This is a genomic window from Stappia sp. (genome assembly GCF_965276915.1).
Classification (GTDB): domain Bacteria; phylum Pseudomonadota; class Alphaproteobacteria; order Rhizobiales; family Stappiaceae; genus Stappia.
In genome coordinates this window covers 2003881-2028895 of sequence record NZ_OZ255709.1, presented here as the reverse complement: position 1 = coordinate 2028895, position 25015 = coordinate 2003881, and the positions used below count along the sequence as shown (strand labels likewise).

Sequence of the window (25015 nt, the reverse complement as noted above, 5' to 3'; positions counted from 1 at the left end):
AGGGGCAGCGGTTCGTCCCTCAATCCACATAGACGATGTAGTAGCTCGACGCAGCGATCGTCATGTCGAGAAAGACAAGGCGGCGCAGCGCAGCCATCATCTCGGCACGGCGCGCTGCACAACCGACCTCGGCAACCAGCACCTGCTCGAAGGCGTTCAGGAACCAGCCGTAGGAGGCGATGTAATCCGTCATGGTCACGCCGTGCCGGTGATGCTCCACGGCGATCGAGCGTACCTGCGTGCGGTAGACGTCATCGATCACTCCGGTGAACAGCTTCCCCCAATACGAAAGCTGTTTGCCTTTCAGCTGACCGATGTCGATTCCCTTCAGCTTCCAGCGTTCCTCGGACATGATCCTGTTGCTGTAGAAGTCGTCGAGAACCATGCGCATGTGCGGAGCCAAAATCCCCCAGGCCTCCGCGGTATTGACCATGTCCTGCCGCGACACCTCGATAAAATCGACGAGATCGTGAACCTTGGCCCAATATTCCGCCTGCATGCCGCCAGCCAGTCTTTTTCTTGTTTCGATTTTTCATATCTATAAACAACACATTCTTTCATGCAAGTTGTTTCTTCATTTATCTCACCCAGTTTTTCGATTTAAAACAAATAACGAAGATGTATATTTACTGAAAAATTGCGCTCCAACATATATCAGAATATTATTTTGATTTAGACGACATCTCGAAAAGGGTCGAACTGAATGAAACTGACAAACAGAACTGATATTGCGCTCAGAACGCTAATATACTTAGCCATAAACGACGAAAGAATAGTGCCTATTGATGAAATAGTGGAGAAGAGCGCAAGTCATCGATCTCAAGTCGTCTCGGCAGTGCAGACCATGCGCAAAAATGGCTATCTCAGATCGGTCGTGGGGCGCAGTGGCGGCATCGCCCTGGCCCGCACCCCGTCCGACATTTCGGTTGCGGAGATCGTAAAGCTTATCGAGCCCGATTTTTACCTTACGGAGTGTCATCTCAGAGGATGCCGCGTGCGCTGCACCTTCTATATGGCGTGCCGGCTGAAGGGGGAGTTCGATACCGCGCTCGCGCGCTTCTTCGACCACCTGGAAGGTATCACCCTGGCCGACCTGGCCGGCAACCGTGAAGCCCTGCTCGCCGAGGTGGCGAAATCCCCCGCAGACCGGTCCCTGCAGCGCGAGGCGAACCTTGCATGAATTCGGCGGTTGCAAGACCTGCCGGTCAGGCGGCCTGGCCGTCCTCGTTGCCGTCCATGCTCTGCCAGATCTTCTGGCGATTGCGGATCTCTCGCGGCGCCGGACCGAAATAGCTCGGGGTCTTGACGAAATCGCGCGGCTGCATGATCACGCTGTTGACCCGCTGGTACAGCGCCTTGGCCGAAATCGGCTTGGACAGCAACTCGTGCACGCCGAGGCGCCGCGCCTCGATGATGCGGCTGCGCTCGGTGTGGCCGGTCACCATGATGATCGGGATATAGGCGAAGGGATTGTGCGGGTTGCGGATCATCCGCACCATGTCGGCGCCGTCGAGAATCGGCATCACCCAGTCCAGGATGAGAATATCCGGATTGGCGCGCTCCATGGCTTCCAGCCCGGATGCGCCGTCTTCGGCCTCGACGATACGCCTGGCGCCGAAACCCTGCAGCATCGTGCGCAGGATCGTACGCATATAGGCGCTGTCCTCGACAAGGAGAAATGTCAGGGATGCCAGATCAAGCGACACGTTGGACCTCCAGTGATCCTCCTTATGACACGCGAAATCTGAAATAACGGTTAGCCGCCGCGATCATTCCCGTCTTTCTCGTCCGGCAGGTCGTCATCTTCCAGTATCCGGTACTTCGCTCCTTCGAGGTCGTCGTACTGACCTGCCTTGAGCGACCAGAGGAATCCGGCCAGCCCCATGAGGCCAAGCGCCAGCGCGACGGGAATAAGATAGATCAGCACGTCCATCAGCTTTCCTCCCCCGCAACGGGCCTGGTGCGCGCGCCATCAAGGCGCAACCGCAAGGCATTGAGGGTAACGACGACGGATGACGAGGACATGGCCAGCGCCGCGAGAAGCGGCGTGACGAGCCCGGCGACGGCAAAAGGCACCGCGACCAGATTGTACACCGTCGAGAACCACAGGTTGTGGACCATGGCGGCACGGGCGCGCCGCGCGTGGCGAAGGGCGTCGGCCACCGGCATCAGCCTGTCGCCGAGGAAAACCGCATCGGCGGCGGCCTGGGCGACATGCACCGCCGTGACCGGCGACATGGACACATGGGCGGCGGCGAGAGACGGCGCATCGTTGAGCCCGTCGCCGACCATCAGAACCCGGGCGCCGTCCGCCGCCAGTTCGCCAATCCGCGCGATCTTGTCGGCCGGCTTCATGCCGGCCCTCCAATCGGCAATGCCAAGTCGTTCGGCCACATCGGCCACGGGCGCGGCGCGGTCACCCGACAGGATTTCCAGCCGGTAGCCGAGCTCCCGCAGGCGGGCGACGGTCTCAGTGGCATCGGGGCGCAGCTTCTGGGCGATGGCGAAGGGCACAGGCGCCTCGTCTCCATCGCGGAAAGCAATCAGCGAGGCTCCGGGATAGCTTGCAAGCGCGGCGTGCGCGGCCGTTTCGGGCAGGCCGCAGAAGACGGCGCCGCCGAGCCGCACCTCCCGTCCGCCCAGCTCGGCCACGACCCCCTCGCCGGGGCACTCGCGCGCACCCTCGACCGGCACGCTGGCGTTCGCGGCACGGGCAAGGGCCACGGCCAGCGGGTGACGGCTCGCAAGTGCCAACCGTCCGGCAAGCTCGCGCACTGCAACGGGCACCTCGTCAGCGTTGACAAGATCGGGCACCGCCAGCGTCAGGGTTCCGGTCTTGTCGAAGACGATCGTGTCGGCCTCCGCCAGCCGCTCCACCGCATCGCCCGCATGGAGCAGCACCCCGGCGCGGAAGAGCAGGCCCGAGGTCACCACCTGGACCGCCGGCACGGCCAGCCCAAGCGCGCATGGGCAGGTGATGATCAGCACCGAGATCGCCACCACCAGCGCCTGCTGCCAGTCGCCGCTGAGGACGAACCAGCCGATGAAGGTCAGGAGCGCGGCCAGATGCACAAGCGGGGAATAGAGCGATGCCGCCCGGTCGGCGAGTTGCACATGGCGCGACTTCGCCTGGGAGGCCGTCTCCAGAAGACGGGTCACCTCATCCAGCAGCGTCGCCCCGGAGGCCATCGTCACGCGCACCGTCAGGTTGGCCGCTGCATTCAGCGTGCCCGCATAGACGACATCGCCCGGCCCGGCCGGGGCCAGCGCGGTTTCGCCCGTCACCAGGCTCTGATCGATTTCCGAGTGTCCCGTCTCGACCCTGCCGTCCAGCGGCACACGCTCGCCGGCGCGGACATGGATCAGATCGCCCGGCGCCACCTTCGACAGCGGCACCTCGCGCAGGGACCCGTCCGGGCGCAGGAGAGCCGCCGTCTCGGCTTTCAGCGCCGCGATATTCTCCGCGAAGGCCCGCGTTCGGCGGCGCATCATATGGTCGAGATAGCGGCCGGTCAGCAGGAAGAACAAGAGCATCACGGCAGATTCGAAATAGGCGTGATGCGCCGACTGAAGCGTCTGCATGACGGACAGGAACAACGCCAGGGACACGCCGATGACGATCGGCACATCCATGTTGAGGCGTCGGGCGGAGATGGCCGAAAGGGCGGAGCGCAGGAAGGGGCGGCCGGCATAGACGGCAGCGGGAAGGGCGATCAGTGCCGAAAGCCAGTGAAAGAAGTCGCGGGTTTCGGTGTCGATACCGGACGCGTTGCCCGACCAGACGGACACAGACAACAGCATGATGTTCATCATCGCGAAGCCGGCAACCGCCAGCGAGCGCAGCAGTTCGCGGCCCGTCGCATCGGCACGTTCGCGCATCTGCGCCGGATCGAAAGGGTGGGTGCGATACCCGAGCCGGGACAATGTCGAAACGACCTGCTCGGCGGATGTCTCGCCATCCCGCCAATCCACGGCAAGGCGGTGGCTGGTGAGGTTGAGGCGGGCTTTCTCGATGCCGGGCTGAGCGCCGAGGCCACGCTCGATCTCGACCATGCAGGCGGCGCAGGTGACACCCTCCACCGCGAGATCCATGTGGGCATGCCCCTCGGGCGTCAACGTGACAAAGGCATCCCAGTCGCGCTCATGCGCCGTCATTGCCGCGAAAACCCTCTTGCGCGCGCCGGCCGAAAACGGACGGCGCCTGCCTCACTGGTCGAGAAAGATGCGGTTGCGGGAGATGAACTGCTCCCCCTCGCCGCCTGACTGCGCGTCGAGATCGAGGATCCATCTTCCGGCTGCCACAGCATCCACCCCGCCCGAATAGCTTCCGGTCTCGCCTTCCTGAAGAGACACGGTACGGGCCGGCTCCGGGCTGGCCGGACGCAAAAGCCTTGCCGTCACCGCCAGCCCCGTCAGCGGAGCTCCGGCCGCGTCGCGCGCCGTCACCGATATGCGGGCCACGCCATCGGCATCGCGCCAGACCTTGCCGGAGACGTCCCAGTTCAGTTCGACCTGGGCGCGCGAGGCGGCGATGCGTCCATTATAGGCCAACCCGTCCTCGTAGGCCTGCTCCGTCACCACGCCGGGGAAGGAGGACAGGGCGAAGTAGACGAAGAACGCGTTGGCGATCAGCATCGCCGAGAAGAACCCGGCAAGCCAGAAGAACACCGTACGGCCGGTCACCGGCCTGATGTCGTCGCTGCTAAAGGTATGCTCTGTAAGATGTGCCATGTCTCGATCCTAGCGAACTCCGCGAAGCCGCAACAGCCGCAAGCCTCCGATCGGGATTACTACTCAGGCGTGTCATGGCCGGCCCCGCACGGGCCGGCCCCCAGTTCAGGGTTCAGGGTTCAGGGAGCCTTGAAGAAATCTTCGGCCCGGGCGACGGCGCCCATCACCGTCTCGGTGATGCGGAATGTCACCGGCGTCGACTTCTGCAGTGCGGCGGCAGCCGGCGAGAACACCAGGACACGCACTTCCCGGGTCGTATCCGGGCCAACGCCGACGACGGGCTTGCCCAACACGTTTTCGGTGATGCCCACCGCCTCGATCCGGGTTCCCGCAGGCATGCCCTCGACCGACAGGATGAACTCGCGCGCCATCTGCCGCTTGTTGAGAAGACGGATCGTGTAACCATTGCGGACCGAACCGTCGGACAGTTCCACATAGATCGGATTGCGGTCGTGCAGGACACTTATGCCCTCGAAGGCACGGGTTGCCAGCGCATAGGCCATGATCGCACCGACCAGGGCGATGATAACTGCGTAGGTGACCGTGCGCGGCCGTACGATGTGCACGACGGCTTCCTTGCCCTCTGTGCGCCGCTTGATGTTTTCATCGGTGTCGTAGGCGATCAGTCCGCGCGGCTTGCCCACCTTGTCCATCACCGTGTCGCAGGCGTCGATGCACAGCCCGCACTGGATGCAGCCGAGCTGGGTGCCGTTGCGGATGTCGACACCGGTCGGACAGGCATGGAAGCACTGGTTGCAGTCGACGCAGTCGCCTGCCGGCTGGCCTTCCTCCTCCAGCTTGCGGTTGTGTTTCAGCGATCCGCGCGGCTCGCCCCGATCGTAGCGATAGGTGACGTTGAGGGCTTCCTCGTCGGTCAGGGCCGCCTGGATGCGCGGCCACGGACACAGGAAGATGCAGACCTGTTCGCGCATATGCCCGGCAAGTGCGTAGGTGGAGAAGGTCAGGATGCCGATCCAAAGATAGGCGGAGAACGGGGCGCTGCCGGTCGCCAGGTCCTTCATCAGGGTCGGCGCATCGGAGAAATAGAGAACCCAGGCGCCGCCGGTCCACCAGGCGATCATCAGCCAAAGCGTATGCTTGGCAAGCTTTTGCGTCACCTTCTGAACCGACCAGGGCTGGTCGGCCAGTTTCATGCGCTCACGCCGGTCTCCCTCGGTGTAGCGCTCGACCCACAGAAAGAGGTCCGTCCAAACGGTTTGCGGGCAAAGGTAACCACACCAGACACGGCCGGCGACCGCATTCATCAGGAACAGTGCCATTGCCGCCAGGATCAGCAGGCCGGTCAGGTAGTAGACCTCCTGCGGCCAGATCTCGATGAAGAAGAAATAGGCGCGCCGGCCGGCCAGATCGATGAGCACGGCCTGGTCGGGCGCATCCGGTCCCCGGTCCCAGCGGATGAAGGGCAGGAAATAGTAGATGCCGAGCGTGATGAAGAGCACGGTCCACTTGATGTTGCGGAACCGGCCATGCACCGCCATCGGATAGATCTTCTTCGCCGAGGCGAACCAGTCGTCCGGGTGGGATCCGCCGCCGGCGGGATCGGTTTCTGCACGCATTGTTCCGTCCATTTCTTCGGCCCTTTGTCCCGCCCCGCTGGACACTTGCGAAACAGGTTCGCGAAGGACATTCGCAAGCGGGTGCCGGCGGTTTGCCGTTTCGCCAGCCCGGCCAATCTACAGCGGCACGCAAGCCCGCAGATTGCGACACGTCAACACCGCGACAATCCGTCACCGCGTCCCGGCGGCACCGGGGTGGCCCTCTTACGGACAAGTAGCAGCTTCGCCCCGGGCCGGCCTTGATCCGCGTCAAGCCGCGTTGCTCGTCAGCGCATCCGGCGGCCGGCAGCAGCCTGCCTCTCCCAGCATGCGCCATCCCGGCCGGAAATGCACATGCTCGCCTTTGCGGACCGAACGTTCGACCGCTGCAAACGCAAAACGCCCGGAGCCTGCGGCCCCGGGCGGCTGCAATCATCGTTGCAGGCAATGCGTCAGCGAATGACGGCAGGCGTATCCCTGGCAAAGCCCGAAGCGAAAGCATCGTACACGAGATCGGGCCCATGCGCATGGCCACCGGACGCTTCAACGCTGGCGGATGCGTGACGCAGGAAGTTGCCAAGCGCATCGCTTCCATCCGGTCCCGGACGCATCTGCAGGTTGCCCTGCTTCTCCTCGCCCTTGCGGGTATAGATGGTCTGGCCGTGCTTGATCGTCTCCTGGACCTTGAGCGTCTCGATCGTCTCCGGGTCAATGGCTGTCGGATCAGCACTCAGCACGATCAGGTCGGCGACCTTGCCGACCTCGATGGATCCCTTTTCGGCTTCCTCGAAGTGCTGATAGGCCGGCCAGATGGTCATCGCCTTCAGCGCGGTCATCACGTCCACGCGCTGGTGCGGGCCGAGAATATCGCCTGACCGCGTGCGGCGGGTCACGGTGGCATCCAGAATGCGCATGCTGTCGGGGAAGGCCACCGGCGCATCATGATGGGAGGAGAACATCATGCCGCGCTCGCGCACCCAGCCGGTCGGGGAGATGTTGTCGGCATTGACCGGGCCGACGGTGCGGTCCCGATGCCAGTCGCCCCAGTAGAAGGTGTGCATGGGAAAGAGCGAGGGAAACATGTCCAGCTCATCGATGGCCGCGACCTGATCCTTGCGCATGAACTGCCCATGGATCAGAACCGGTCGCCGGTCGGCAACGCCGTGTTTTTCCCTCGCCGTTCCGACAGCTGCAATCAGCATGTCCGAAGCGCCTTCGCCATTGGCATGGGTGATGATCTGGATGTCATTCTCGAACGCCCAGTCAATGGCGTCGAACACCTGATCGGCGCTGGCGGCCGCATAACCGGCATAATCCCGGCGATACTGAGCCGGCGGATTGTAGTAGGGCCGGTCGCGCAGCGCCGTGAACCCCTGGGGCGAGCCGTCGATGGTCAGTTTGGCACCGGCGACGCGGAAGCCGTTCTTGTAGGTCCGGGAAACGGTCTGGGCGATATAGTCGCGGTCGACCAGCACGTCGGGATAGGTCACCACGTCAATCTTGATCCGGCCGGCATCGGCAGCAGCCCGCATCAGCTTGACGACGTTCGTTGTCGAGCGTCCTTCCTGGCCGGTGGTGTAGCCGTAGCTCGCCAACAGCTCGGTTCCGGCAACGAAGAGTTCCTGACCGCCCTCCTGGTCGAGACCGGACAGGAGTTTCATCAAGGCAGGAAAGAAGGCCGCTTCCTCAAGCACTCCGTTCGGCTCGCTGCCGCCCTCTTCCCGGCGGATCACGCCGCCGTCCGGGTCCTTGGTCCCGGCCGAGATGCCTGCCACTTCAAGCGCCTTGGAATTGAAGACGCCGATGTGACCGGACTGGTGAATGATCACCACCGGCACGTCCGCGAACACCGCATCGAGATCAGCGCGCGTCGGATGGCGCTGTTCCTTGAGCTGCGCATCGTCATAACCGAAGCCGAGCACGGTTCCGAGCCGCTCGATCCGCTCCGGATAGGCCTTCCGCCACTCGCCAAGCGTCTGCCGCAAAGCGGGAATGTCGTTCACCTTGCCATCGGGCGCAGGCTGGGTGTTGGCCGATACCGCCTGCACGCCAATCATGAAGGCGTGGCCATGTGCATCAACGAAACCGGGCAACATCGCGCGCCCCTTCAGGTCGACGAGTTCGGTCCCCTCTCCCTTGTGCTTCATCACCTCGTCCGCAGGGCCAACCGCGATGATCTTGCCGTCCTTTTCCGCAACCGCCTCTGCGCGCGGCGCGAGGTCGTTCATGGTCAGGATCGGACCGCCGGACCAGATCCGGTCGGCCACCCTCTCGGCGGCGAAAGCTGGCAACGTGCTGAACCCGGCGAGCAACATCGCCAGGAGAGACTTGGACATACTCTTCACAATCATCTCCAATTGACCCCTCACCCGGTTCGCCCGGGAAGCGCGCCATGACGGGGTCCGAAACCAACGGCGCACAGACACGGTGACGCCCGGATCGTTTCGGAAATGTGAAGAAAATCCTGCCGTTCGGCCGGTGCCGCGGGGCAATCCATTCGCGACCCGCAGCGGACGTCGCGCGCCCGTAGCGTCAGGCGAATGCAGGGCAATTTCGCCGAACGACACTTTTCGGGCGCCCGCGGAGGAGGTTCGTTCTGGCCGGAAATGCACAACCGGACCGCGCCGACGCGCCTATCCTGCCGGACGCGGAAAAGACCGGCCAAAGGATTCGGCGCCGCACACCAGACGGGTTCATATCGAGGAGGGGCAATCCCCATGACATCTCACCACTTGAGGTGCGCGGTCCGCGCGCCGCTTTTTGCCGGCGGCTTGCTGGCGCTTGCCGCATCCGCCCTGCCCGCTTCGGGTCATCCGCTTGACGCGCTCACGGAGGCCGAGATCAGCGAGGCGGTGGCGCTTCTGGCCGATGGCGACCACACCGGAGCCGGTACGCTCTATCCCTATATCTCGCTGAAGGAGCCGGAAAAATCCGTGGTCCTGGCGTGGCAGGAAGGCAATCCGGAACCCCGCGCGGTCGAGGTTCACTTCAAGAACGACACGGGAGCCTTCGTCGCCGAAGTCGACCTTGCCGGCGACCGCGTCGTGTCGGTCGAGCCGGCCGGCGGCGAAACCATGATCCTGCTCGCCGAGTTCATGACGGCGATGGAGCTTGCCACCAGCGACCCGGCTTTCATCGCCGGCCTTGAAAAGCGCGGCCTCAAGCCCGACCAGGTTTTCTGCCTGCCGCTGACGGCCGGACGTTTCGGGCTGGCCGAGGAAGACGGCCGGCGCCTGATGAAGGTTCCCTGCTACGTTTTGCCCGAGGGAACGAATTTCTACGCCAAGCCGGTCGAAGGGCTCTATGCGGTGGTCGACCTGAACGCCCGCAACGTCGTCGAGGTCTTCGATACCGGCGCGCGCGCCGTGCCCGAGGACGGCTGGGGCTACAGCGAGACCGAGGTCGAGGCGCGCACCGGCGCCCTGCGTCCGCAAGGCAACCCGGCCGCCCTGTCGCAACCCGGGGGAAGCAATGTCACCATCGAGAATGGCCTGATCTCCTGGGACATCTGGCGGTTCAGGGCACGTGTCGACAAGCGCCCCGGCGTTGTCCTGTCCAACATCGACGTGCGCGAAGGCGAACGCTGGCGCAACGTCCTCTACCAGGCGCATCTGTCTGAAGTCTTCGTGCCCTACATGGACCCGGATGACGGCTGGTACTGGCGCACCTACATGGACAGCGGCGAGTACGGGTTCGGCATCTTCCTGACGCCGCTCAGGCCGGGTGTCGACTGCCCGGCCCACGCCACCTTCCTGCCGGCCGTGGTCCATACGGACGAAGGAGCGCCGCTCTCCATTCCCGATGCGATCTGCATCTTCGAGCGCAATATCGGCGATCCCGCCTGGCGGCATTTCGAGATCTTCGCCCAGTCGGAGACCGAACAGGTTCCCGCCGAGGGGCGTCCGGCGACACAGCTCGTCGTGCGCTCGGCCTCGGAGGTGGGCAATTACGACTATCTCGTCGACTACGTCTTCCACCAGGACGGGCGCATCGACGTGATGGTCGGCTCGACCGGCCTCGACGCGGTCAAGGGCGCGGCGGTAAAGTCGATGAACGAGGCGGGTGCCGCCGAGGAGACCCGCTACGGCACGCTGATCGCCCCGAACCTCGTCGCGCCCAACCACGACCACTACTTCAACTTCAAGCTCGACTTCGACGTCGACGGCCAGGCGAACAGCTTCATGCGTACAGCGCTGGTCGCCGGAACGCCCGAGGACGGAGCGCCACGCCGCTCGTTCTGGGTGACCGAAACCACGATGGCAAGGACGGAGACGGCCGGACGATACAAGGTCAATCCGGACACGCCTGCCATGTACCATGTGATGAACATGGGCGCGGACGGTCCGCTCGGCCACAGGCCCGGCTATATGATCGTGCCCGGCAACTCCGTCGCCTACGGTCCGTTCGACTTTGCCGACGACGCTCCGTTCAAGCGCAACGCCTATATCGAGTACACGCTGTGGAACACGCCCTACAACGTGAACGAGCGCTACGCGGGCGGGCGTTTTGCCTTCCAGAGCGACGGATCGGACACGTTGGCCGCATGGAGCGAGCGCGACAGGCCGATCGCCAACACCGACATCGTCACCTGGTACACGATGGGCTTCCACCATGTGCCGCACACGGAGGACTGGCCGGTGATGTCGACCATGTGGAAGGGGTTCACGCTGCGCCCCTTCAACTTCTTCGCCCACAACCCGGCACTGACCATCCCGTTGCCCAAGGCGAACTGAGCACACAGCCCAGGCGGGCCGGACAGGTTCCGGCCCGCCACTCTCCGCGCCCGTCCCCGCCGATTGACAGCGCCGCCGCACGCGCCCACGATCAGGGCAGCGATCGGATCCGGCCATGCCTGCCCTGCCCCTTCCTCCTGCGACGATTTCCACCTCGGCATTGCCGCTGATTGCGGAGGCGATGCAGGCCAGCGGCGTCGATGCCGCCCGCGCCTTTGCCGAAAGCGGCCTTGGCCGACCGGATCGCGTCACGCAAGGCGCCGCAGCTGCTGCCTGCGACCTGCCGCTTGCCCAGTTCACCGACCTGATGCAGGCCGGCGGCTCGCAGGCGCCCGACGAGGGCCGCATGTGGCGCTGCGGACAGGCGATTGCCGCCCCGGCACTGGCCGAGCTGTTCCCGGCGGGCCTTGAGGCACGCCGGCTCGACGGACTGCTCGACGGACTGCTTGCCGATCTCCAGTCGCTTCAGCACGGAACCGCATTTCAGCGCAGCATCGCCGACGACACCTGCATTCTCACGTATCGCATCATCGATCCGGCAATCTGGCCCCGCTCACGCGATGCGGAATTCACCCTCGCCTTCCTTGATGCCGTGATACGCCGTTTCGCAGCGGGAGACGCCGCATTCCCCGTGGCCCTTTCCTTCGAGCATGAGCGCGACACCGGGGCTTCGCTCGCACGTCTTGCAGGTTCCGCACCGCTCTACGGTCAGCCGAGCAACATGCTTGCCTTCCCGGCGCGGCTTCTCGAAACGCCCGTGCACCCGCCATCGGTGCTGCCGGTACCGGAACGCCTGAGCTTTCGCCCGGTACCGGCCTCGCCGGCCCCGGCCGCGGCGGCGGAGCCGTCCTGCGCGGAAATCATCGAGGCGGTCTACCGGCGGCTCGGACAGGGGCAACTCAGCCAGGGGACCATCGCGGAGGATTGCGGCCTGTCGGAACGCAGCCTGCGCCGCCAGCTCGACCGCCGGGGCCAGTCGTTCCGCTCGCTGGTCGAGGACGCCCGCACCGCCTATGCCCTGTGGGCACTTCGGGAGACACACCTGCCGGTCGGCGAGATCGCCTGGCGGCTCGGGTATGATGACCAGGGCGCCTTCGCCCGGGCCTTCCGCCGTGCAGCCGGCACCTCCCCGTCCCGTTTCCGCCAGCAAAACGGGCGCGATTGACGGCAGGTCGGTCAGTCCCAGTCTTCCGTCATCTCGGCAATACGGCGGCTGTAGCCGCTGATGGTCAGGCTGCCGAGCACCGGGTTGACAACGCCGTCATGATCGATCGTCTCGCCTTCGGCGATGGCATGCACCGTCAGTATCTCTCCGGTCTCCCCGGCAACGTTTCCGGCGAGCAGGCGAATATCCCATTCGGTCGTTTTCCAGTCCTGCGGGTTCGCCCCGGCAAGGCGGGCATTCTGCAGGCGCAGCACGCCGGAGCCGGAGATTTCCCCGCTTTGCGAAACGTGAAGGACCAGCTCTCCCGATCCGGTGCCATTTCCGGTTTCGGTGTTGGCGAGCGTGACCTTGCCCACGCCGCCGGTGAAGACAGCCTTGCCCTCGAAGGCGACATACGGCGTCTCGCTGGCGGAACGCGGCGTGTTGTACTTGCGCTTGTCATGCGCGCGCAGGTCATTGCCGCTTATGTGAATCTTGAACTCGCCGTTTTCCGTCACCCCCCGGCCGCCATGTCCCTTGAAAAGCGTGCCATGGAGATGGGCCCTGGCGTTGCCAAAGCGGCGGCTGTAGCGCGCGACCGGCCATCCGCCGGGCGAGCTGTATCCGAAGTTGACCCAGCCCGTTGCGAACGGTCCCTCATCGTCGTAGCGACCCACGTTGGCCTTGGCGCGCTCGTAGGATTTCTCCCCCGTCTCGATCACCTCGTAGAATTCCGTGCCCCCCTCGCGCCTGACGAGTTGCAGCTTGTCTTCCCATTCCGATCCGCTCAGCTTTCCGGTTTCCCGGTTGAAGCAAAGATCGGTCATCTCCAGAACGCGGCGCGTCCCCTCTCCGGTGAAGCTGTACCAGGCGATCGCCCGGCCGGTTTCCCCCTCGCAGCCGGTCAGCCGGTGATAGGGATAGAGGTCGTCGTTTTCCGTCGTCGCAGCGACGGCCGTTGAAGACCCGGCCGTCAATGGCGGCTTCCCAGAAGCGGCGGGCTCGGCTTTCGGCGCGGCGGCGATGAGCGCGGGGGACGTTGCCGCGCTCTTGGCACCCGCCCTGGCAAGCGCCTCGAGCACGGCAAAATGGGACGCGGGCAGTTCCTCGTTCGCAGCCAGACCGTGGCGCTCCTGGAAGCGCCGGATCGCGGACCGCGTCGCCGCATCGCTGATCCCGTCGACCGTTCCGGGGTCGAAGCCGAGGGCCGCCAGGTAGCGCTCCGCCAGCAGCGCCATGCCGGGCGTCCCCTGCCCCGCCGTGCTTGCGACACCTGCGCGTGCTGCCTGCGATTGCGCTTCGTAGCCCTCGGCCTTCGCCATTATCCCGGGTGCGCCCGAGGCAGGGGCAGCAAACCGCGCCGCCGGGCATTCGGAAAGCGCGCGAGAGGACCCTGCGAGCGACAACCGGGCATGGGCGCCGTCGACTGTCGACAGCGCCACCGCGCTGCCCTTCGCGAGTTGGTCCATGAGGTTGCGCACCAATCCCGCCTGCGCCCCGTTCCCCGGCTCAAAGCGCCCGTTCGTGAAGACGAAGCCAAAGGGTCTTCCGCCATCGATCGTGACCGATGCGGGGCCCGTCGGCGCGGTACCGGCAATCGTAATCTCCAGGGAGGGAAACGCGTGACCGCAGGAAACCAACAGCCCGTTGCCACCGGCATCTACGCCGACGAGCGTATCTCCATCAAGGCGCTCGGTGAACCAGCCTTGCGCCACGGCGGAACCGCAGAGCCCCCAGAAAACGGCGGGCAACAAGGCAAGGCATGACAGAAGGCGCATGCGGAACGGTCCTTCGATATGTTCAGGATCGGCGAACAGGGAAATGTCAGCCGGCAAGGTCCGCCAGCCAGTTGCCATGCACCCAGCCCTTCTTGCCGCGATAGGGCAGGAGCCGCTTTTTGGCCGGCGAGGTGCAACCCGGTTCAGAGCCGCCGAAGACGACGCCGAACCACTTGCCGTTCATGTCGAAAGTGAAAACCTTGTCGCCGTTCCTCAGCCGGCCGATCTCGCGATACTGCGAGCCCGGGCCGGAGCGCACGGCGAGAAAGCCATCCCCGCCCGCCTTCAGGCCGGACACGACGCTCGTCGCGCAGGTCGGCAGGTCATCGCCGCCATACTCGTATATCGGCACGTCGAGATCATCGGCCAGCGCGCGCTGGGACAGGCCAAGCATGGCCACGGCAATCAGTCCGGCAAACAGAAACCGCATCGGTACCCCCATCCCTGGTCCCGCCTGACGGCAATTGTGGTAGCGGGACACCCGCCATGTTGTGCGAAGACACAAGCCCGGTGCAACCCTCCAGGCGCGAAAAAGATCAAGCCCGCGCACGAATGAAAAGGCGCCCCGGAGGGCGCCTTCTGTCTCTTGGTCCGGAGAGGATGGTGAGGGCCTATTCGCCGCCGCCCAGCGCGTGGACATAGACGGCAAGCGACTTGACCGTTGCCGGGTCGAGGCGCGGCGCCCAGGCCGGCATGACACCGTTGCGGGCGTTGGTGACCTGCGCCTTGATCGCCTCCACGGATTTTCCATAAAGGTAATTGTTCGACATCAGGCTCGGTGCGCCGACTTCCTTCATTCCCTTCAGGTCGTCGCCATGGCAGGCGGCGCAGTTCTCGACATAGACCTGCTCGCCGGCGGCAAGGTCGACACCGTCGTCAGGCGTCGCCCCGGCACGGCTTGCCACGAAATTGGCCACCTGCGTGATCTGCTCCTTGTCGAGCATCTCGTCGCGGCCGAATGCGGGCATTTCGCCGAAACGGGCCTCGTCATGCCCGGAGCGGATGCCGTATTGCAGCGTCAGGTGGATGTCCTCGAGCGTGCCGCCCCAGATCCAGTTGTCGTCCTGCAGGTTGGGATAGCCCTCGGCACCCGTCGCGCCGCTGCCGTGACAGGCGGCGCAATTGTCGCCGAAGGCGGCGCGGCCGTTGGCCATCGCAAATTCCATCAGGGACTGGGTCGACTGGATTTCCTCGAGCGAGGCGTTGATCAGCTTCTCGCCGATCTGCGCGCGCTCCGCCATGCCGGCCTCGTAGGCGGCCAGGGCGTTGGCGCGCTGGCTGTCGCCAAGAACGCCGGAGGTGTAGCCGGAAACCAGGGGCCACGCGGGATAGACGACCCAGTAGCCGATGGCCCAGACGATGGTGGCATAGAAGATGTAGAGCCACCATTTGGGCAGCGGGTTGTTGAGTTCCTTCAGTCCGTCCCATTCGTGACCGGTCGTCTCGACGCCGGAGATATGGTCGACTTCCCTTGTTTTCATGTCAGCCATGTTCTCAATCCTCCCGCAAGGGGATCTGCGCGGCCTCGTCAAAGCGCTTGGCGTTTTTCGGCCACAGCGCATAGGCGAGAACGCCCGCAAACAGCACCACGAAGTACACCAGGCCCCAGGTCTGGGCGAAGCTGGCGACGGTTTCGTATGTCTCGTTCATCACACGCTCCTTGCCGTCAGCGCAGGTTGGCCTTGTTGTCGTAGATCGAGAAGTCGACCAGCGTGCCCATCATCTGCAGATAGGCAACGAGCGCGTCCATTTCGCTCACCCGCTTCGGATCGCCGTCGAAATCCCTGACGATGGCGTTCGGATAGCGTTCGAGGAACGCGTCGACATTGTCGCTGTCAGGACTGGCCTGCGCGACGAGGTCGCGAGCTGCCTCCCCGACCTGCTCCTCGCTATAGGGCACGCCAACCACGATATTGGCCTTCAGGTGATCGGCGATGTCGCGCGTCTCGACCCGGGCGTTAAGCAGGAACGGATAGCCGGGCATGATCGATTCCGGCACCACCGAGCGCGGGTTCACAAGGTGGTCACGATGCCATTCGTCGGAGTATTTTCCGCCGACGCGGGCAAGATCGGGACCGGTGCGCTTCGATCCCCACTGGAAGGGGTGATCGTACATGCTCTCGGCCGCCAGGCTGAAGTGGCCGTAACGCTCCAGTTCGTCCCGCATCGGCCGGATCATCTGCGAGTGGCAGAGATAACAGCCCTCGCGGATGTAGACGTTGCGCCCCGCGAGTTCGAGCGGGGTGTAGGGCCGCATGCCCTCCACCTTCTCGATCGTGCTCTTCAGGTAAAAGAGCGGGGCAATCTCGACCAGGCCGCCGATGGAAACCACGATCAGGATGCCGATGACGAGAACCAGGGAGTGCTTCTCGAAGATTTCGTGCTTGTTCCAGATGGACATTTCTGCCTCTCCCCTTACTCGGCCGGAGACATGGCGCCGGCGGGAAGGGTCTCGGCCTCTTCAGCCTCACCATGCCGCACGGTCATCCAAAGGTTGTAGGCCATGATCAGCGAGCCTGCGACGAACAGGGCGCCGCCAAGGGCACGGATGACATAGAAGGGATGCATCGCTTCCACGGTCTCGATGAAGGAGTATTCGAGGAAGCCGAGGCTGTCGTAGGCGCGCCACATCAGGCCCTGCATGATGCCCGAGACCCACATCGCGCAGATGTAGAGCACGATGCCGATGGTGGAGATCCAGAAGTGCCAGTTCACCAGCTTGAGCGAGTAGACCTGCTTCTTGTTCCACAGCCAGGGGATCAGGCAGTAGAGCGCGCCGAAGGAGATGTAGCCGACCCAGCCGAGCGCACCGGAATGCACGTGACCGATGGTCCAGTCGGTGTAGTGCGACAGCGAGTTGACCGACCGCAGGCTCATCAAGGGGCCCTCGAAGGTCGACATGCCGTAGAAGGCGATCGAGACCACCATCATCCGCAACACCGGATCGGTGCGCAGCTTGTCCCAGGCCCCCGACAGGGTCATCAGGCCGTTAATCATGCCGCCCCACGAGGGCATCCAGAGGATGATCGAGAAGGTTGCACCCAGCGTCGAGGCCCATTGCGGCAAGGCCGTGTAGTGCAGGTGATGGGGACCGGCCCAGATGTAGAGGAAGATCAGCGCCCAGAAGTGCACGATCGACAGGCGGTAGGAATAGACCGGCCGCTCGGCCCGCTTGGGCACGAAATAATACATGATGGCGAGGAAGCCGGCGGTCAGGAAGAAGCCGACCGCGTTATGGCCGTACCACCACTGCACCATGGCATCCTGCACGCCCGCCCAGACGATGTAGGACTTGGTTCCGAAAACGGAGACCGGGATCGTCAGGTTGTTGGTGATGTGCAGCAGCGCGATCGTGACGATGAAGGCGAGGTAGAACCAGTTCGCCACGTAGATATGCGGCTCCTTGCGCTTCCACAGCGTGCCGAGGAAGACGAGCAGGTAGGCGACCCAGACGATGGTCAGCCACAGATCCGCGTACCATTCCGGCTCGGCATATTCCTTCGACTGCGTGGCGCCGAGCAGATAGCCCGTGCCGGCAATGACGATGAAGACGTTGTAGCCGAGGATCACGAACCAGGGGGCAATGGTGCCCGGCATCCGCGCGCGGCTGGTGCGCTGGACCACGTAGAACGAGGTCGCGAGCAGCACGTTGCCGCCAAAGGCGAAGATCACCGCGGACGTGTGCAGCGGCCGCAGCCGGCCGAAGCTCGTCCAGGGCAGGTCCAGGTTCAGCACCGGATAGGCGAGCTGCAGGGCGATGATCAGGCCGACCGTGAAGCCCGCAACGCCCCAGAACACTGCCGCCCAGGCACCGAACTTGATCGGGCCGAGGCTGTAGTTGGGCTTGCCGCCGACTTCCTGTGGAGCCGGGGCGCGACCGTCGAAATAGTTCTTGAAGATGACGAACGCGCCGGCTGCCGCCGCCAGCGAACCGATCGACATGTGAAACGCCATGACCTGATCGTAGGTCTTGCCCGCGATGATCAGGCAGGCGAAGGCAATCGCGACGAGGAACGCGGCAAAGAAGCCCTCCTCCATCGTGATGTATTTGGCTTGTGCTTGAGCCATTTTGCGCCCCGAGTATCTTGATGATCCAACCCCAGCGGGTCGAGACGGACGGTATGACGTGCACACCGGTTTCCGCCTTGATCCAGGTCAACCGACCTTGAGACAAGCGCCCGGCAATTACATCCGCAAAAGCCCGGGTGCGACGAATTGTTTCTGAAATTCTTTCATTCCGAACAACGAACTAGGTACTATCACCTAAGAGTTTCGGTGGGTCTTCTCGACAGCAGCCCGTCGGGCGGCCTCGTCCCTTGACGGAGCATCACGCGACGACCATATCGCGGTCGAACCACCTGCCGGGCAAAGGCCCGACGTTCCCCGCGCTCTCCAGATACCCCAACCGATCGGAACGCCCGTCCATGGCACCAGACGTCTCCATGCTGACATGCAGCACGGCTCGCCTTGTCCTTCGCCCCTTCAGGCTTGAGGATTTCGACGCCTACAGCTTTTACCATCAGCGCGAGGACGTCTATCGCTTTCTGTACAGCGCCCCCCCTGAAGCTGAGGCGCTGCGGGCCGGTTTCGAGGCAGCGATGCAGACGGGACTTGCACGCGCCGGCGACACGCTGCGCCTGGCCGTCGAGCGTGCGGACGACGGGGCCGTCATCGGCGAGGTCCTGCTGAAACTGGCCGATGGCGCGGCGATGCAGGCCGAGATCGGCTACATCTTCAATCCGCGCTACGGCGGGTCAGGCTATGCGACCGAGGCCGTCGAGGCGATGATCGGCATCGGTTTTCGCGCGTTCGGCTTCCACCGGATTTTCGCCCGCATCGACACGCTGAACCACGGCTCGGTCGGGATCGTCGAGCGACTGGGTCTCAGGCGCGAGGCGCATTTCATCGAGAACGACCGCTTCGATGGTGTCTGGGGCGACGAATTCGTCTATGCCACACTTGCAAGGGAATGGCAGGCATCGCGCGCCTGACGAACCGGGAGGGCAGGACGGGACGGGACGTCCTGCCCTTTCTCAGTTCGGCTTTTCCGGCGGCCCGAGCAACCGCCGCGTGATCAGCGGCAGCAGCAGCACCATGCCGACATAGCGCGCCAACTGATGGGCCGCGACGAAGGCCGGATCGAGATTGAGCAGGAAGGCGAGCAGCGTCATCGCCTCCAGGCCGCCGGGCGCAAAGGCAAGCAGAAGCTGGCCGAACGGCAGGCCGAAGAAAGCCCAGATCAGGCCCGAGATCGCGGTCGCGATGCTCATGCCGACGATGAACGCGCCAAGCGACACCCCGATCATGCGCGCGAACTCGCGCGGTGAAAGATTGGTGAAGCGGCAACCGATGACGCAGCCGAGACCGACAAGCGCCGGCATGCTGAGCCATTGCGGCATCTCCACCTGCATCCAGCCGGCGGCGTTGACAATCGCACTCAGAAAGAACGGACCGGTCAACCAGCCGGCGGGCACGCCCGCGCGGTTGAAGACATAGCCCGCGGCAAGACCGGCCGCAGCCAGCAGCGCCAGCATTTCGGGTGACAGCGGGTCGACCTGTGGCGGCAGCCCCGACCCGTGCGTATCGCTGCCGACAATGACGGCAGGCAGCACCGCAACCAGCACGAAGACGCGAAAGCTTTGCGCCATCACCACCCGCATGGCATCCGCGCGCGGGTAGGAAAGCGTCAGGATCATCACATAGGACAGAGCACCAGGGATCGCGGCGAAATAGGCGGTCGGCTTGTCCCAGCCGGCAACCTTGCGCTGAAAGACATATGTGGCCCCGAGAATCGCCACAACGGAGACGACCAGCAGTGCCATGGTCACGGGCCATTCCCCGATCCGCGCGATCGTTTCCGGCTTCACGCCGGACCCCATCGTCAGCCCGAGAACGACGAAAAGCGCGTCCCGCAGGCCGTTCGGCATGGCGCAGGGAACCCCGGACAGCACGGCCACGGCAACCAGCACCATGGCCCCGGAAAGCCAGGCGGCGGGGAAACCGAGGACATGGAAGATGCCGCCGCCCAGCGCGCCGAGCGCGAGCGTCGTGGCAGTCTTCAGGATGAGGGAGGCTTGCGGCGAAATGGTCGTGATCCGGAAAGCTGACGTGAATCGAAGGCATTTCATATTACAAATATCCGCTCGCAGGCGCATGCCTGAAATGCGCAACCGACCCCTGCGCCACGTGCAAGGCGGATCCGCAGGCCGGCTTGAGCCAGATCAAGGCGGCGCGACCGAGGCAAGGCGATTGTCGCCCCATGACAGATCTCGACCACCGCTACGCGACCCGCTCGGTTCCGCGCTACACCAGTTACCCGACCGCACCGCATTTTCATGCCGGCGTGACGGGCGCGACCTATGGCGACTGGCTCGCCGCGCTTGCACCTTCAAGCGAGCTGTCGCTCTACCTTCACGTTCCCTTCTGCCGCAACATCTGCACCTATTGCGGCTGCCATACGAAGGCGGCGCGCAAGGACGGACCGCTGCACGACTACGCCGAGATTCTGCTGTGCGAAATCGATCTCGTCGCGGCGCGGCTCGGCAGCGGGCATCCGGTCAGCCACATTCACTGGGGCGGCGGCACACCGAGCCTGATGCCGCGCGAGCCCTTCCTGGCCATCACTGCCGCGCTTCGTCGGCACTTCGACATCGGTGAAGCCTGCGAACATGCCATCGAGCTGGATCCCAGGACGGTAACGCCTGAACTCGCCGAAACCCTGCGCGAGGCCGGCATCACCCGGGCCAGCCTCGGCGTCCAGGATTTCGACCTGACGGTGCAAAAGGCGATCGGCCGGGTGCAACCCTTCTCGCAGGTGGCACGTGCCGTCGACCGGCTGCGCGCCGTCGGCATCACGCAGATCAACTTCGACCTGATGTACGGCCTGCCGCACCAGGACGTCGAGACGATCGCCGAGACTGTGCGATTGACCCGTGAGCTTGCTCCCGGCCGCATCGCCCTGTTCGGCTATGCCCATGTGCCCTGGATGAAGAAGCACCAGCGGCTGATCGACGAGACCGCCCTGCCCGACACCCGGGCACGGCTGGCGATGGCCGACTTCGCCCGCCACGAGCTGGTCGAGGCCGGTTACGAGGCGATCGGGCTCGATCATTTCGCCCTGCCCGACGACAGCATGGCGCTCGCTCTGCGCGCCGGCACGCTGCGCCGCAACTTCCAGGGCTACACCACCGATACCGCCGATACGCTGATCGGCTTGGGCTGTTCCTCCATCGGCCGACTGCCGCAGGGCCATGTGCAGAACATGCCAGACACGGGCGGCTGGTCGCGGGCGGTGCGTGACCGGCTTCTGCCGGTGGCGCGGGGGTTCGCACTGTCAAACGAGGACCGAGCGCGCGCCGCGATTATCGAGCAACTGATGACCGGGCATATGGCCGACCTTGCAGAGATCGCCCGCGCCCACGGCTTTGCCGAAGTGCATTTCGCCGGAGACCTTGCCGCGCTTGAAGAGATGATCGACGACGGCTTGGTCGAAGTCAGCGGCTCCCGTGTTACGATAACCGAACCGGGTCAGCGATACGCCCGCGTCGCGGCCGCCGCCTTCGACGCCTATCTGGACCGGGGCACCGCGCGCCATTCGCTCGCCGTGTGAGACCGGAACGCGTACCGATACGCCGACAAAAAGAAACCCGGATACCGAAGTATCCGGGTCAGCCCGCATGGAGGGAGCGGGCAAGGTCGAGTGCAGATCGTGTTTCAGTGAATGCCGGTGAGCTGGCAAAGACCGCAGACGCGATTGACATGAATACGGTCCTGGCGCTCGAGACGGATCACACCGCGCCGCTTCAATTCGGAGATCACCCGGCTGACCGTCTCGATTGTCAGGCCGAGATAGTCGGCAATTTCCTGCCGCGTCATGCTCAGCGCCAGGTCGTGGCCGTCGCATTCCGCGTCCCGCGGACCGATGCAATCGTCCCCGCCGCGGTCCGGCACCATGCGCAGCAGGTAACTGGCGACACGTTCCATGGCGGACTTGCGGCCAAGCAGCATGGCGTGTTCGTGCATCTTCTCCATCTGCGAGATCAGGCATTTGGAGACGTGACGCTGCAGCGTGTTGCAGCCTTCGATCTCTTTCCGGTCGAAAGCGGAGACCCGGGCGGGCGTCAGCGTTTCCGCCGAGCAATCGTAGCGCGTGCCGGCGGCAATGCCGAAGATCATGCCCGGGTTGAGAATCTCGACAACCTGCCGGCGCCCGTCCGGAAGCAGCTTGTAGAGCATGACGATGCCGTCATCGAGTTCAAAGACCCGGTCAGCCTGATCGCCCTCATAGAAGATAATGGAATGCTGGGCATGGCGCTGGGAGCGTGACTGGAGACCTCGTCTGGCGTCACCGTCGAGCCTGTGATCAACAACAGGCGGCACGACAGAGATCTGCGGGATACCGTCGCCGGTGCGTTCCAGATAAGCCATCGTCGTGTCCTCCTGAGACTGTCTGCGTGGCTGCCGGGAAACCTTGCACGAGCGGCGCGTCCGCCTGCTCCGTGCTGCACCCGTGTCCCGTCCGACACAAGCGCTCCGTCAACCTGTCACAATTCTAGGAGCAAGTCGTGATGACTGTAATTCGGTCGTTTTCGTACGACGTATTACCTAGAGCGTCATTTGCGCGCACCGGGAAATACAACGACGGAACAAATCCTTGTCAAAGATGGGCAACGAGCGCTTCCTCGGTCAGGGGCTTGCGCAGCAGGATCGCCGGGATGTTCGTACCGAACAAATCGGCGATTGCACGGCTCGATTGCCCGGTGATGGCGATCACCTTGGGCGGACGCTTCATGGAATCGAGCCAGCGGATAAGCTGCATGCCGCTGACACCGGGCAGGCCGAGATCCACGATCACCGTGTCCTCCTGGCGCGGAGGCTTGCCTTCAAAGAAGCTTTCGGCGTCGGGATAGATGATGGACTTGTGCCCGATCTGGTCGAGCAGAAGCGCGAGGGAATCCCCCACTCCCAGGTCGTCCTCGACAATATGGATGATCACCGACCCTTGTCCCTGCCAGCTGGCGGCAAGCGGCGAAAAGCCCCGTCGGCCGCACAATGCAATGGACCGGAGGTAGTGTACTCATCCGGTCACCAGACAGGGAATATAGTCCCTTCCTCTCCTCTCAAAAATCAGGAGGAACACGCAAGGCGGAGACTTCGCAAGAACGGGTGCGATGCGGCGTTCACTCGCGGGAAAGAACAATCCGGACCAGGTCGGCAGCGTTGCGCGCGCCCAGTTTTTCCATGATCCGGGCACGATGAACCTCGATCGTGCGCGGGCTGATGCCAAGCGTGCGGCCCGCCTCCTTGTTGGATGCGCCGGCCGTGATTTCCTCAAGCACCTCGCGCTCGCGCGGCGTCAGCGTTTCGGCGCCGGGGAACGTGCGTTCCGGCAACTTCTCGCCGGCCGCCTTCTGTGTCGCTGCGATGGCATCGCGCACGCGCGTCACCACCGTCTCCGCGTCGAAGGGTTTCTCGATGAAGTCGTGCGCGCCCTGCTTGATCGCCTCCACCGCCATCGGGATGTCGCCCTGGCCGGAAATGACGAACACCGGCGTCCGGAACCCGTCGAGCTGCAGCTTGCGCAGAATCTCGATGCCGGATTGCCCCGGCATGTGGACGTCGAGAATGACGCAGTCGCCGGGCGCTCCCCCGGTTCCCACATAATCGAGAAAGGCCTCTCCGGTTTCGAACGAGGCCACGTCGTAGCCTTCAAGATCGAGCACCAACGTCAGGGCATCGCGGATCGCGGGATCATCATCGACAATGTGAATTGTCTGCGCGCTCTCGCTCATGCGGTAGGTCCTTTCATGGTTGGGACGGTGTCGGCAGACGCGCCGTTCTGTGCCGGCCTGCCGAGCGGCAGCCGCAGCACGAACGCGGCCCCTCCCTCGCCCCCGTTTGGCTCGACGGCGAGATCGCCGCCATGATTTTGTGCAATCGAGCGCGAGATCGTCAGGCCGAGACCGAGCCCGCCCTTCTTGACGCTGGAAAAAGCACTGAAAAGCGTCGGGACCACCTCTGCGGGCACGCCGCCGCCCGAATCGGTGATGCGGATGAACATGTCGTCCCCCAGCACCGCGGCCGACATGCCAACACGTTTGACGGGTGTATTGCGCACAGCTTCGAGCGCGTTCCTGACCAGGTTGATCAGGATCTGCTGAACCTGGACCGGGTCGACACTGATAGGCGGCAACCCGTCCGCGACGGAATTCGTGATGTCGATGCCGCTGCAATCCGTGCCCAGCGTCACCAGTTCGAGGCATTCATGCACGAGCTGGGCGATGTCCACCTGCCGGCGCTCGGGGTCGCGCTTCTCGACGAAACGGCGCATGCGCTGGATGATGTTGCTCGCCCGCTCGGCCTCGCGCACGCCCTTGTCGACGATCTCGACGAGCTTCCCGTCGGGATGGTCGTCGCTGACCTTCCGCTTGGCTGCCTGCAGGTAAAGCATGATCGCGGTGAGCGGCTGGTTGAGTTCGTGCGCGATCGCAGCGCCCAACTCGTCGAGCGCGCTGATCCGGGTCATGCTGACGAGTTGTCCCTGCACTTCGGCAAGGCGCCGTTCGACGACCTTGCGCTGGCGAAGGTCTCGCAAGATGCCGATGAACTGGCGTCCCTCCGGCGTTGCCGCCTCGCCGACCGACAGCTCAAGGGGGAATTCCGTCCCGTCACGGTGGCGGCCGCGAACCTCGCGGCCAATGCCGATGATGCGCTTTTCCCCGGTATCGAGATAGTGACGCACATAGCCATCATGCGCATGAGCATAGTCCGACGGCATCAAGAGCTTGACGTTCTGGCCCCGCACCTCTTCGGCGGAAAAGCCGAACAATGTTTCGCAGGCCTTGTTGAAGAGGATGATCCGGGCGCGGTCATCCATCACGACAATTCCGTCGACGGCTGTTTCGAGCACGCTCTCGAGGCGCGCCTCCGAGACACTCGGAGGAACAGGCGAACCCTGGCTGTTGTCTTCGCGCATGACTGGCCCAATCCAATCCGGTTCCGTCACCCGGCCGCCAGGCGCCCGTTTCCGGAAATGTCTTCAACAGTCCGAATTTTTTTTCGTGTACGCAAAAA

At 64.1% G+C, this 25015-nt stretch carries 24 protein-coding genes; 6 read left to right on the top strand and 18 right to left on the bottom strand.

Annotated elements, in window-relative coordinates; all coding sequences use genetic code 11:
- Positions 1-19 precede the first annotated feature (19 nt).
- A complete protein-coding gene (locus ACQY46_RS09500; RefSeq protein WP_428699998.1) occupies positions 20-499 on the bottom strand; it encodes a protoglobin domain-containing protein in 480 nt (159 codons plus the stop codon).
- Between the two features lie 204 nt (positions 500-703).
- Here ACQY46_RS09500 and ACQY46_RS09495 point away from each other — a divergent pair, with 204 nt between their 5' ends.
- Positions 704-1180: an RrF2 family transcriptional regulator gene (locus tag ACQY46_RS09495; RefSeq protein ID WP_428699997.1), complete on the top strand. Its 477-nt coding sequence runs from the start codon at positions 704-706 to the stop codon at positions 1178-1180.
- A 25-nt stretch (positions 1181-1205) separates the two neighbouring features.
- Here the strand turns inward: ACQY46_RS09495 and ACQY46_RS09490 are convergent, their stop codons facing one another.
- The 6 genes from ACQY46_RS09490 to ACQY46_RS09465 all read right to left on the bottom strand — a co-directional run bounded on the left by ACQY46_RS09490 (position 1206) and on the right by ACQY46_RS09465 (position 8623).
- The gene (locus tag ACQY46_RS09490; RefSeq protein ID WP_428700458.1) at positions 1206-1652 is read right to left on the bottom strand and encodes a response regulator; all 447 of its coding nucleotides are present in this window, start codon (positions 1650-1652) and stop codon (positions 1206-1208) included.
- A gap of 104 nt (positions 1653-1756) precedes the next feature.
- Positions 1757-1933, bottom strand: coding sequence for a cbb3-type cytochrome oxidase assembly protein CcoS (gene ccoS, locus ACQY46_RS09485; RefSeq protein WP_306027287.1), 177 nt, complete (start codon positions 1931-1933; stop codon positions 1757-1759).
- Positions 1933-4155 carry a heavy metal translocating P-type ATPase gene (locus tag ACQY46_RS09480; RefSeq protein WP_428699996.1) on the bottom strand — a complete coding sequence of 741 codons (2223 nt, stop codon included), beginning with the start codon at positions 4153-4155 and terminating at the stop codon, positions 1933-1935. The genes ccoS and ACQY46_RS09480 overlap by 1 nt, the downstream gene beginning before the upstream one ends.
- Positions 4156-4206: 51 nt before the next feature.
- Positions 4207-4731 carry a FixH family protein gene (locus ACQY46_RS09475; RefSeq protein ID WP_428699995.1) on the bottom strand — a complete coding sequence of 175 codons (525 nt, stop codon included), beginning with the start codon at positions 4729-4731 and terminating at the stop codon, positions 4207-4209.
- A gap of 119 nt (positions 4732-4850) precedes the next feature.
- Positions 4851-6308 (bottom strand): cytochrome c oxidase accessory protein CcoG, encoded by a 1458-nt coding sequence (ccoG, locus tag ACQY46_RS09470; protein ID WP_428699994.1) that lies wholly within the window; start codon positions 6306-6308, stop codon positions 4851-4853.
- 431 nt (positions 6309-6739) lie between these two features.
- Positions 6740-8623, bottom strand: a complete 1884-nt coding sequence (locus ACQY46_RS09465; RefSeq protein WP_428699993.1) for an amidohydrolase — start codon at positions 8621-8623, stop codon at positions 6740-6742.
- Between the two features lie 381 nt (positions 8624-9004).
- Here ACQY46_RS09465 and ACQY46_RS09460 point away from each other — a divergent pair, with 381 nt between their 5' ends.
- Together ACQY46_RS09460 and qhpR are read left to right on the top strand one after the other, a co-directional pair.
- The gene (locus ACQY46_RS09460) at positions 9005-11020 is read left to right on the top strand and encodes a tyramine oxidase (protein ID WP_428699992.1); all 2016 of its coding nucleotides are present in this window, start codon (positions 9005-9007) and stop codon (positions 11018-11020) included.
- Between the two features lie 115 nt (positions 11021-11135).
- Positions 11136-12185 (top strand): AraC-like transcriptional regulator QhpR, encoded by a 1050-nt coding sequence (gene qhpR / locus ACQY46_RS09455; protein ID WP_428699991.1) that lies wholly within the window; start codon positions 11136-11138, stop codon positions 12183-12185.
- Positions 12186-12196: 11 nt separating this feature from the next.
- Here the strand turns inward: qhpR and ACQY46_RS09450 are convergent, their stop codons facing one another.
- Positions 12197-13633 (bottom strand): peptidoglycan-binding domain-containing protein, encoded by a 1437-nt coding sequence (locus ACQY46_RS09450; RefSeq protein WP_428699990.1) that lies wholly within the window; start codon positions 13631-13633, stop codon positions 12197-12199.
- A 153-nt stretch (positions 13634-13786) separates the two neighbouring features.
- Between ACQY46_RS09450 and ACQY46_RS09445 the strand changes: the two genes are divergently transcribed.
- A complete protein-coding gene (locus ACQY46_RS09445) occupies positions 13787-13930 on the top strand; it encodes a hypothetical protein (RefSeq protein ID WP_428699989.1) in 144 nt (47 codons plus the stop codon).
- 58 nt (positions 13931-13988) lie between these two features.
- Here the strand turns inward: ACQY46_RS09445 and ACQY46_RS09440 are convergent, their stop codons facing one another.
- The 5 genes from ACQY46_RS09440 to ccoN all read right to left on the bottom strand — a co-directional run bounded on the left by ACQY46_RS09440 (position 13989) and on the right by ccoN (position 18010).
- Positions 13989-14372: an SH3 domain-containing protein gene (locus ACQY46_RS09440; protein ID WP_428699988.1), complete on the bottom strand. Its 384-nt coding sequence runs from the start codon at positions 14370-14372 to the stop codon at positions 13989-13991.
- Between the two features lie 181 nt (positions 14373-14553).
- Entirely contained in the window at positions 14554-15432 is an 879-nt protein-coding gene (gene ccoP, locus ACQY46_RS09435) for a cytochrome-c oxidase, cbb3-type subunit III (RefSeq protein ID WP_428699987.1), read from the bottom strand.
- A 4-nt stretch (positions 15433-15436) separates the two neighbouring features.
- Positions 15437-15592, bottom strand: a complete 156-nt coding sequence (locus tag ACQY46_RS09430) for a cbb3-type cytochrome c oxidase subunit 3 (protein ID WP_428699986.1) — start codon at positions 15590-15592, stop codon at positions 15437-15439.
- Between the two features lie 16 nt (positions 15593-15608).
- Complete coding sequence (gene ccoO / locus ACQY46_RS09425; RefSeq protein ID WP_428699985.1) at positions 15609-16343, bottom strand: cytochrome-c oxidase, cbb3-type subunit II; 735 nt, start codon at positions 16341-16343, stop codon at positions 15609-15611.
- 14 nt (positions 16344-16357) lie between these two features.
- Positions 16358-18010, bottom strand: coding sequence for a cytochrome-c oxidase, cbb3-type subunit I (ccoN, locus tag ACQY46_RS09420; protein WP_428699984.1), 1653 nt, complete (start codon positions 18008-18010; stop codon positions 16358-16360).
- A gap of 356 nt (positions 18011-18366) precedes the next feature.
- On the opposite strand from ccoN, the gene ACQY46_RS09415 reads away from it, so the two are divergent.
- Positions 18367-18933 (top strand): GNAT family N-acetyltransferase, encoded by a 567-nt coding sequence (locus ACQY46_RS09415; protein ID WP_428699983.1) that lies wholly within the window; start codon positions 18367-18369, stop codon positions 18931-18933.
- A gap of 42 nt (positions 18934-18975) precedes the next feature.
- Here ACQY46_RS09415 and ACQY46_RS09410 read toward each other — a convergent pair whose 3' ends face one another.
- A complete protein-coding gene (locus ACQY46_RS09410; protein WP_428699982.1) occupies positions 18976-20112 on the bottom strand; it encodes an AbrB family transcriptional regulator in 1137 nt (378 codons plus the stop codon).
- A gap of 89 nt (positions 20113-20201) precedes the next feature.
- Between ACQY46_RS09410 and hemN the strand changes: the two genes are divergently transcribed.
- Positions 20202-21551, top strand: a complete 1350-nt coding sequence (hemN, locus tag ACQY46_RS09405) for an oxygen-independent coproporphyrinogen III oxidase (protein ID WP_428699981.1) — start codon at positions 20202-20204, stop codon at positions 21549-21551.
- Between the two features lie 104 nt (positions 21552-21655).
- On the opposite strand, the gene ACQY46_RS09400 is transcribed toward hemN, so the two are convergent.
- The 4 genes from ACQY46_RS09400 to ACQY46_RS09385 all read right to left on the bottom strand — a co-directional run bounded on the left by ACQY46_RS09400 (position 21656) and on the right by ACQY46_RS09385 (position 24917).
- Positions 21656-22369, bottom strand: coding sequence for a helix-turn-helix domain-containing protein (locus ACQY46_RS09400; protein WP_428699980.1), 714 nt, complete (start codon positions 22367-22369; stop codon positions 21656-21658).
- A gap of 229 nt (positions 22370-22598) precedes the next feature.
- The gene (locus ACQY46_RS09395; RefSeq protein WP_428699979.1) at positions 22599-22937 is read right to left on the bottom strand and encodes a response regulator; all 339 of its coding nucleotides are present in this window, start codon (positions 22935-22937) and stop codon (positions 22599-22601) included.
- A gap of 184 nt (positions 22938-23121) precedes the next feature.
- Positions 23122-23733, bottom strand: coding sequence for a response regulator transcription factor (locus ACQY46_RS09390; protein ID WP_428699977.1), 612 nt, complete (start codon positions 23731-23733; stop codon positions 23122-23124).
- Positions 23730-24917, bottom strand: coding sequence for a two-component system sensor histidine kinase NtrB (locus ACQY46_RS09385; RefSeq protein WP_428699976.1), 1188 nt, complete (start codon positions 24915-24917; stop codon positions 23730-23732). The genes ACQY46_RS09390 and ACQY46_RS09385 overlap by 4 nt, the downstream gene beginning before the upstream one ends.
- Positions 24918-25015 lie beyond the last annotated feature (98 nt).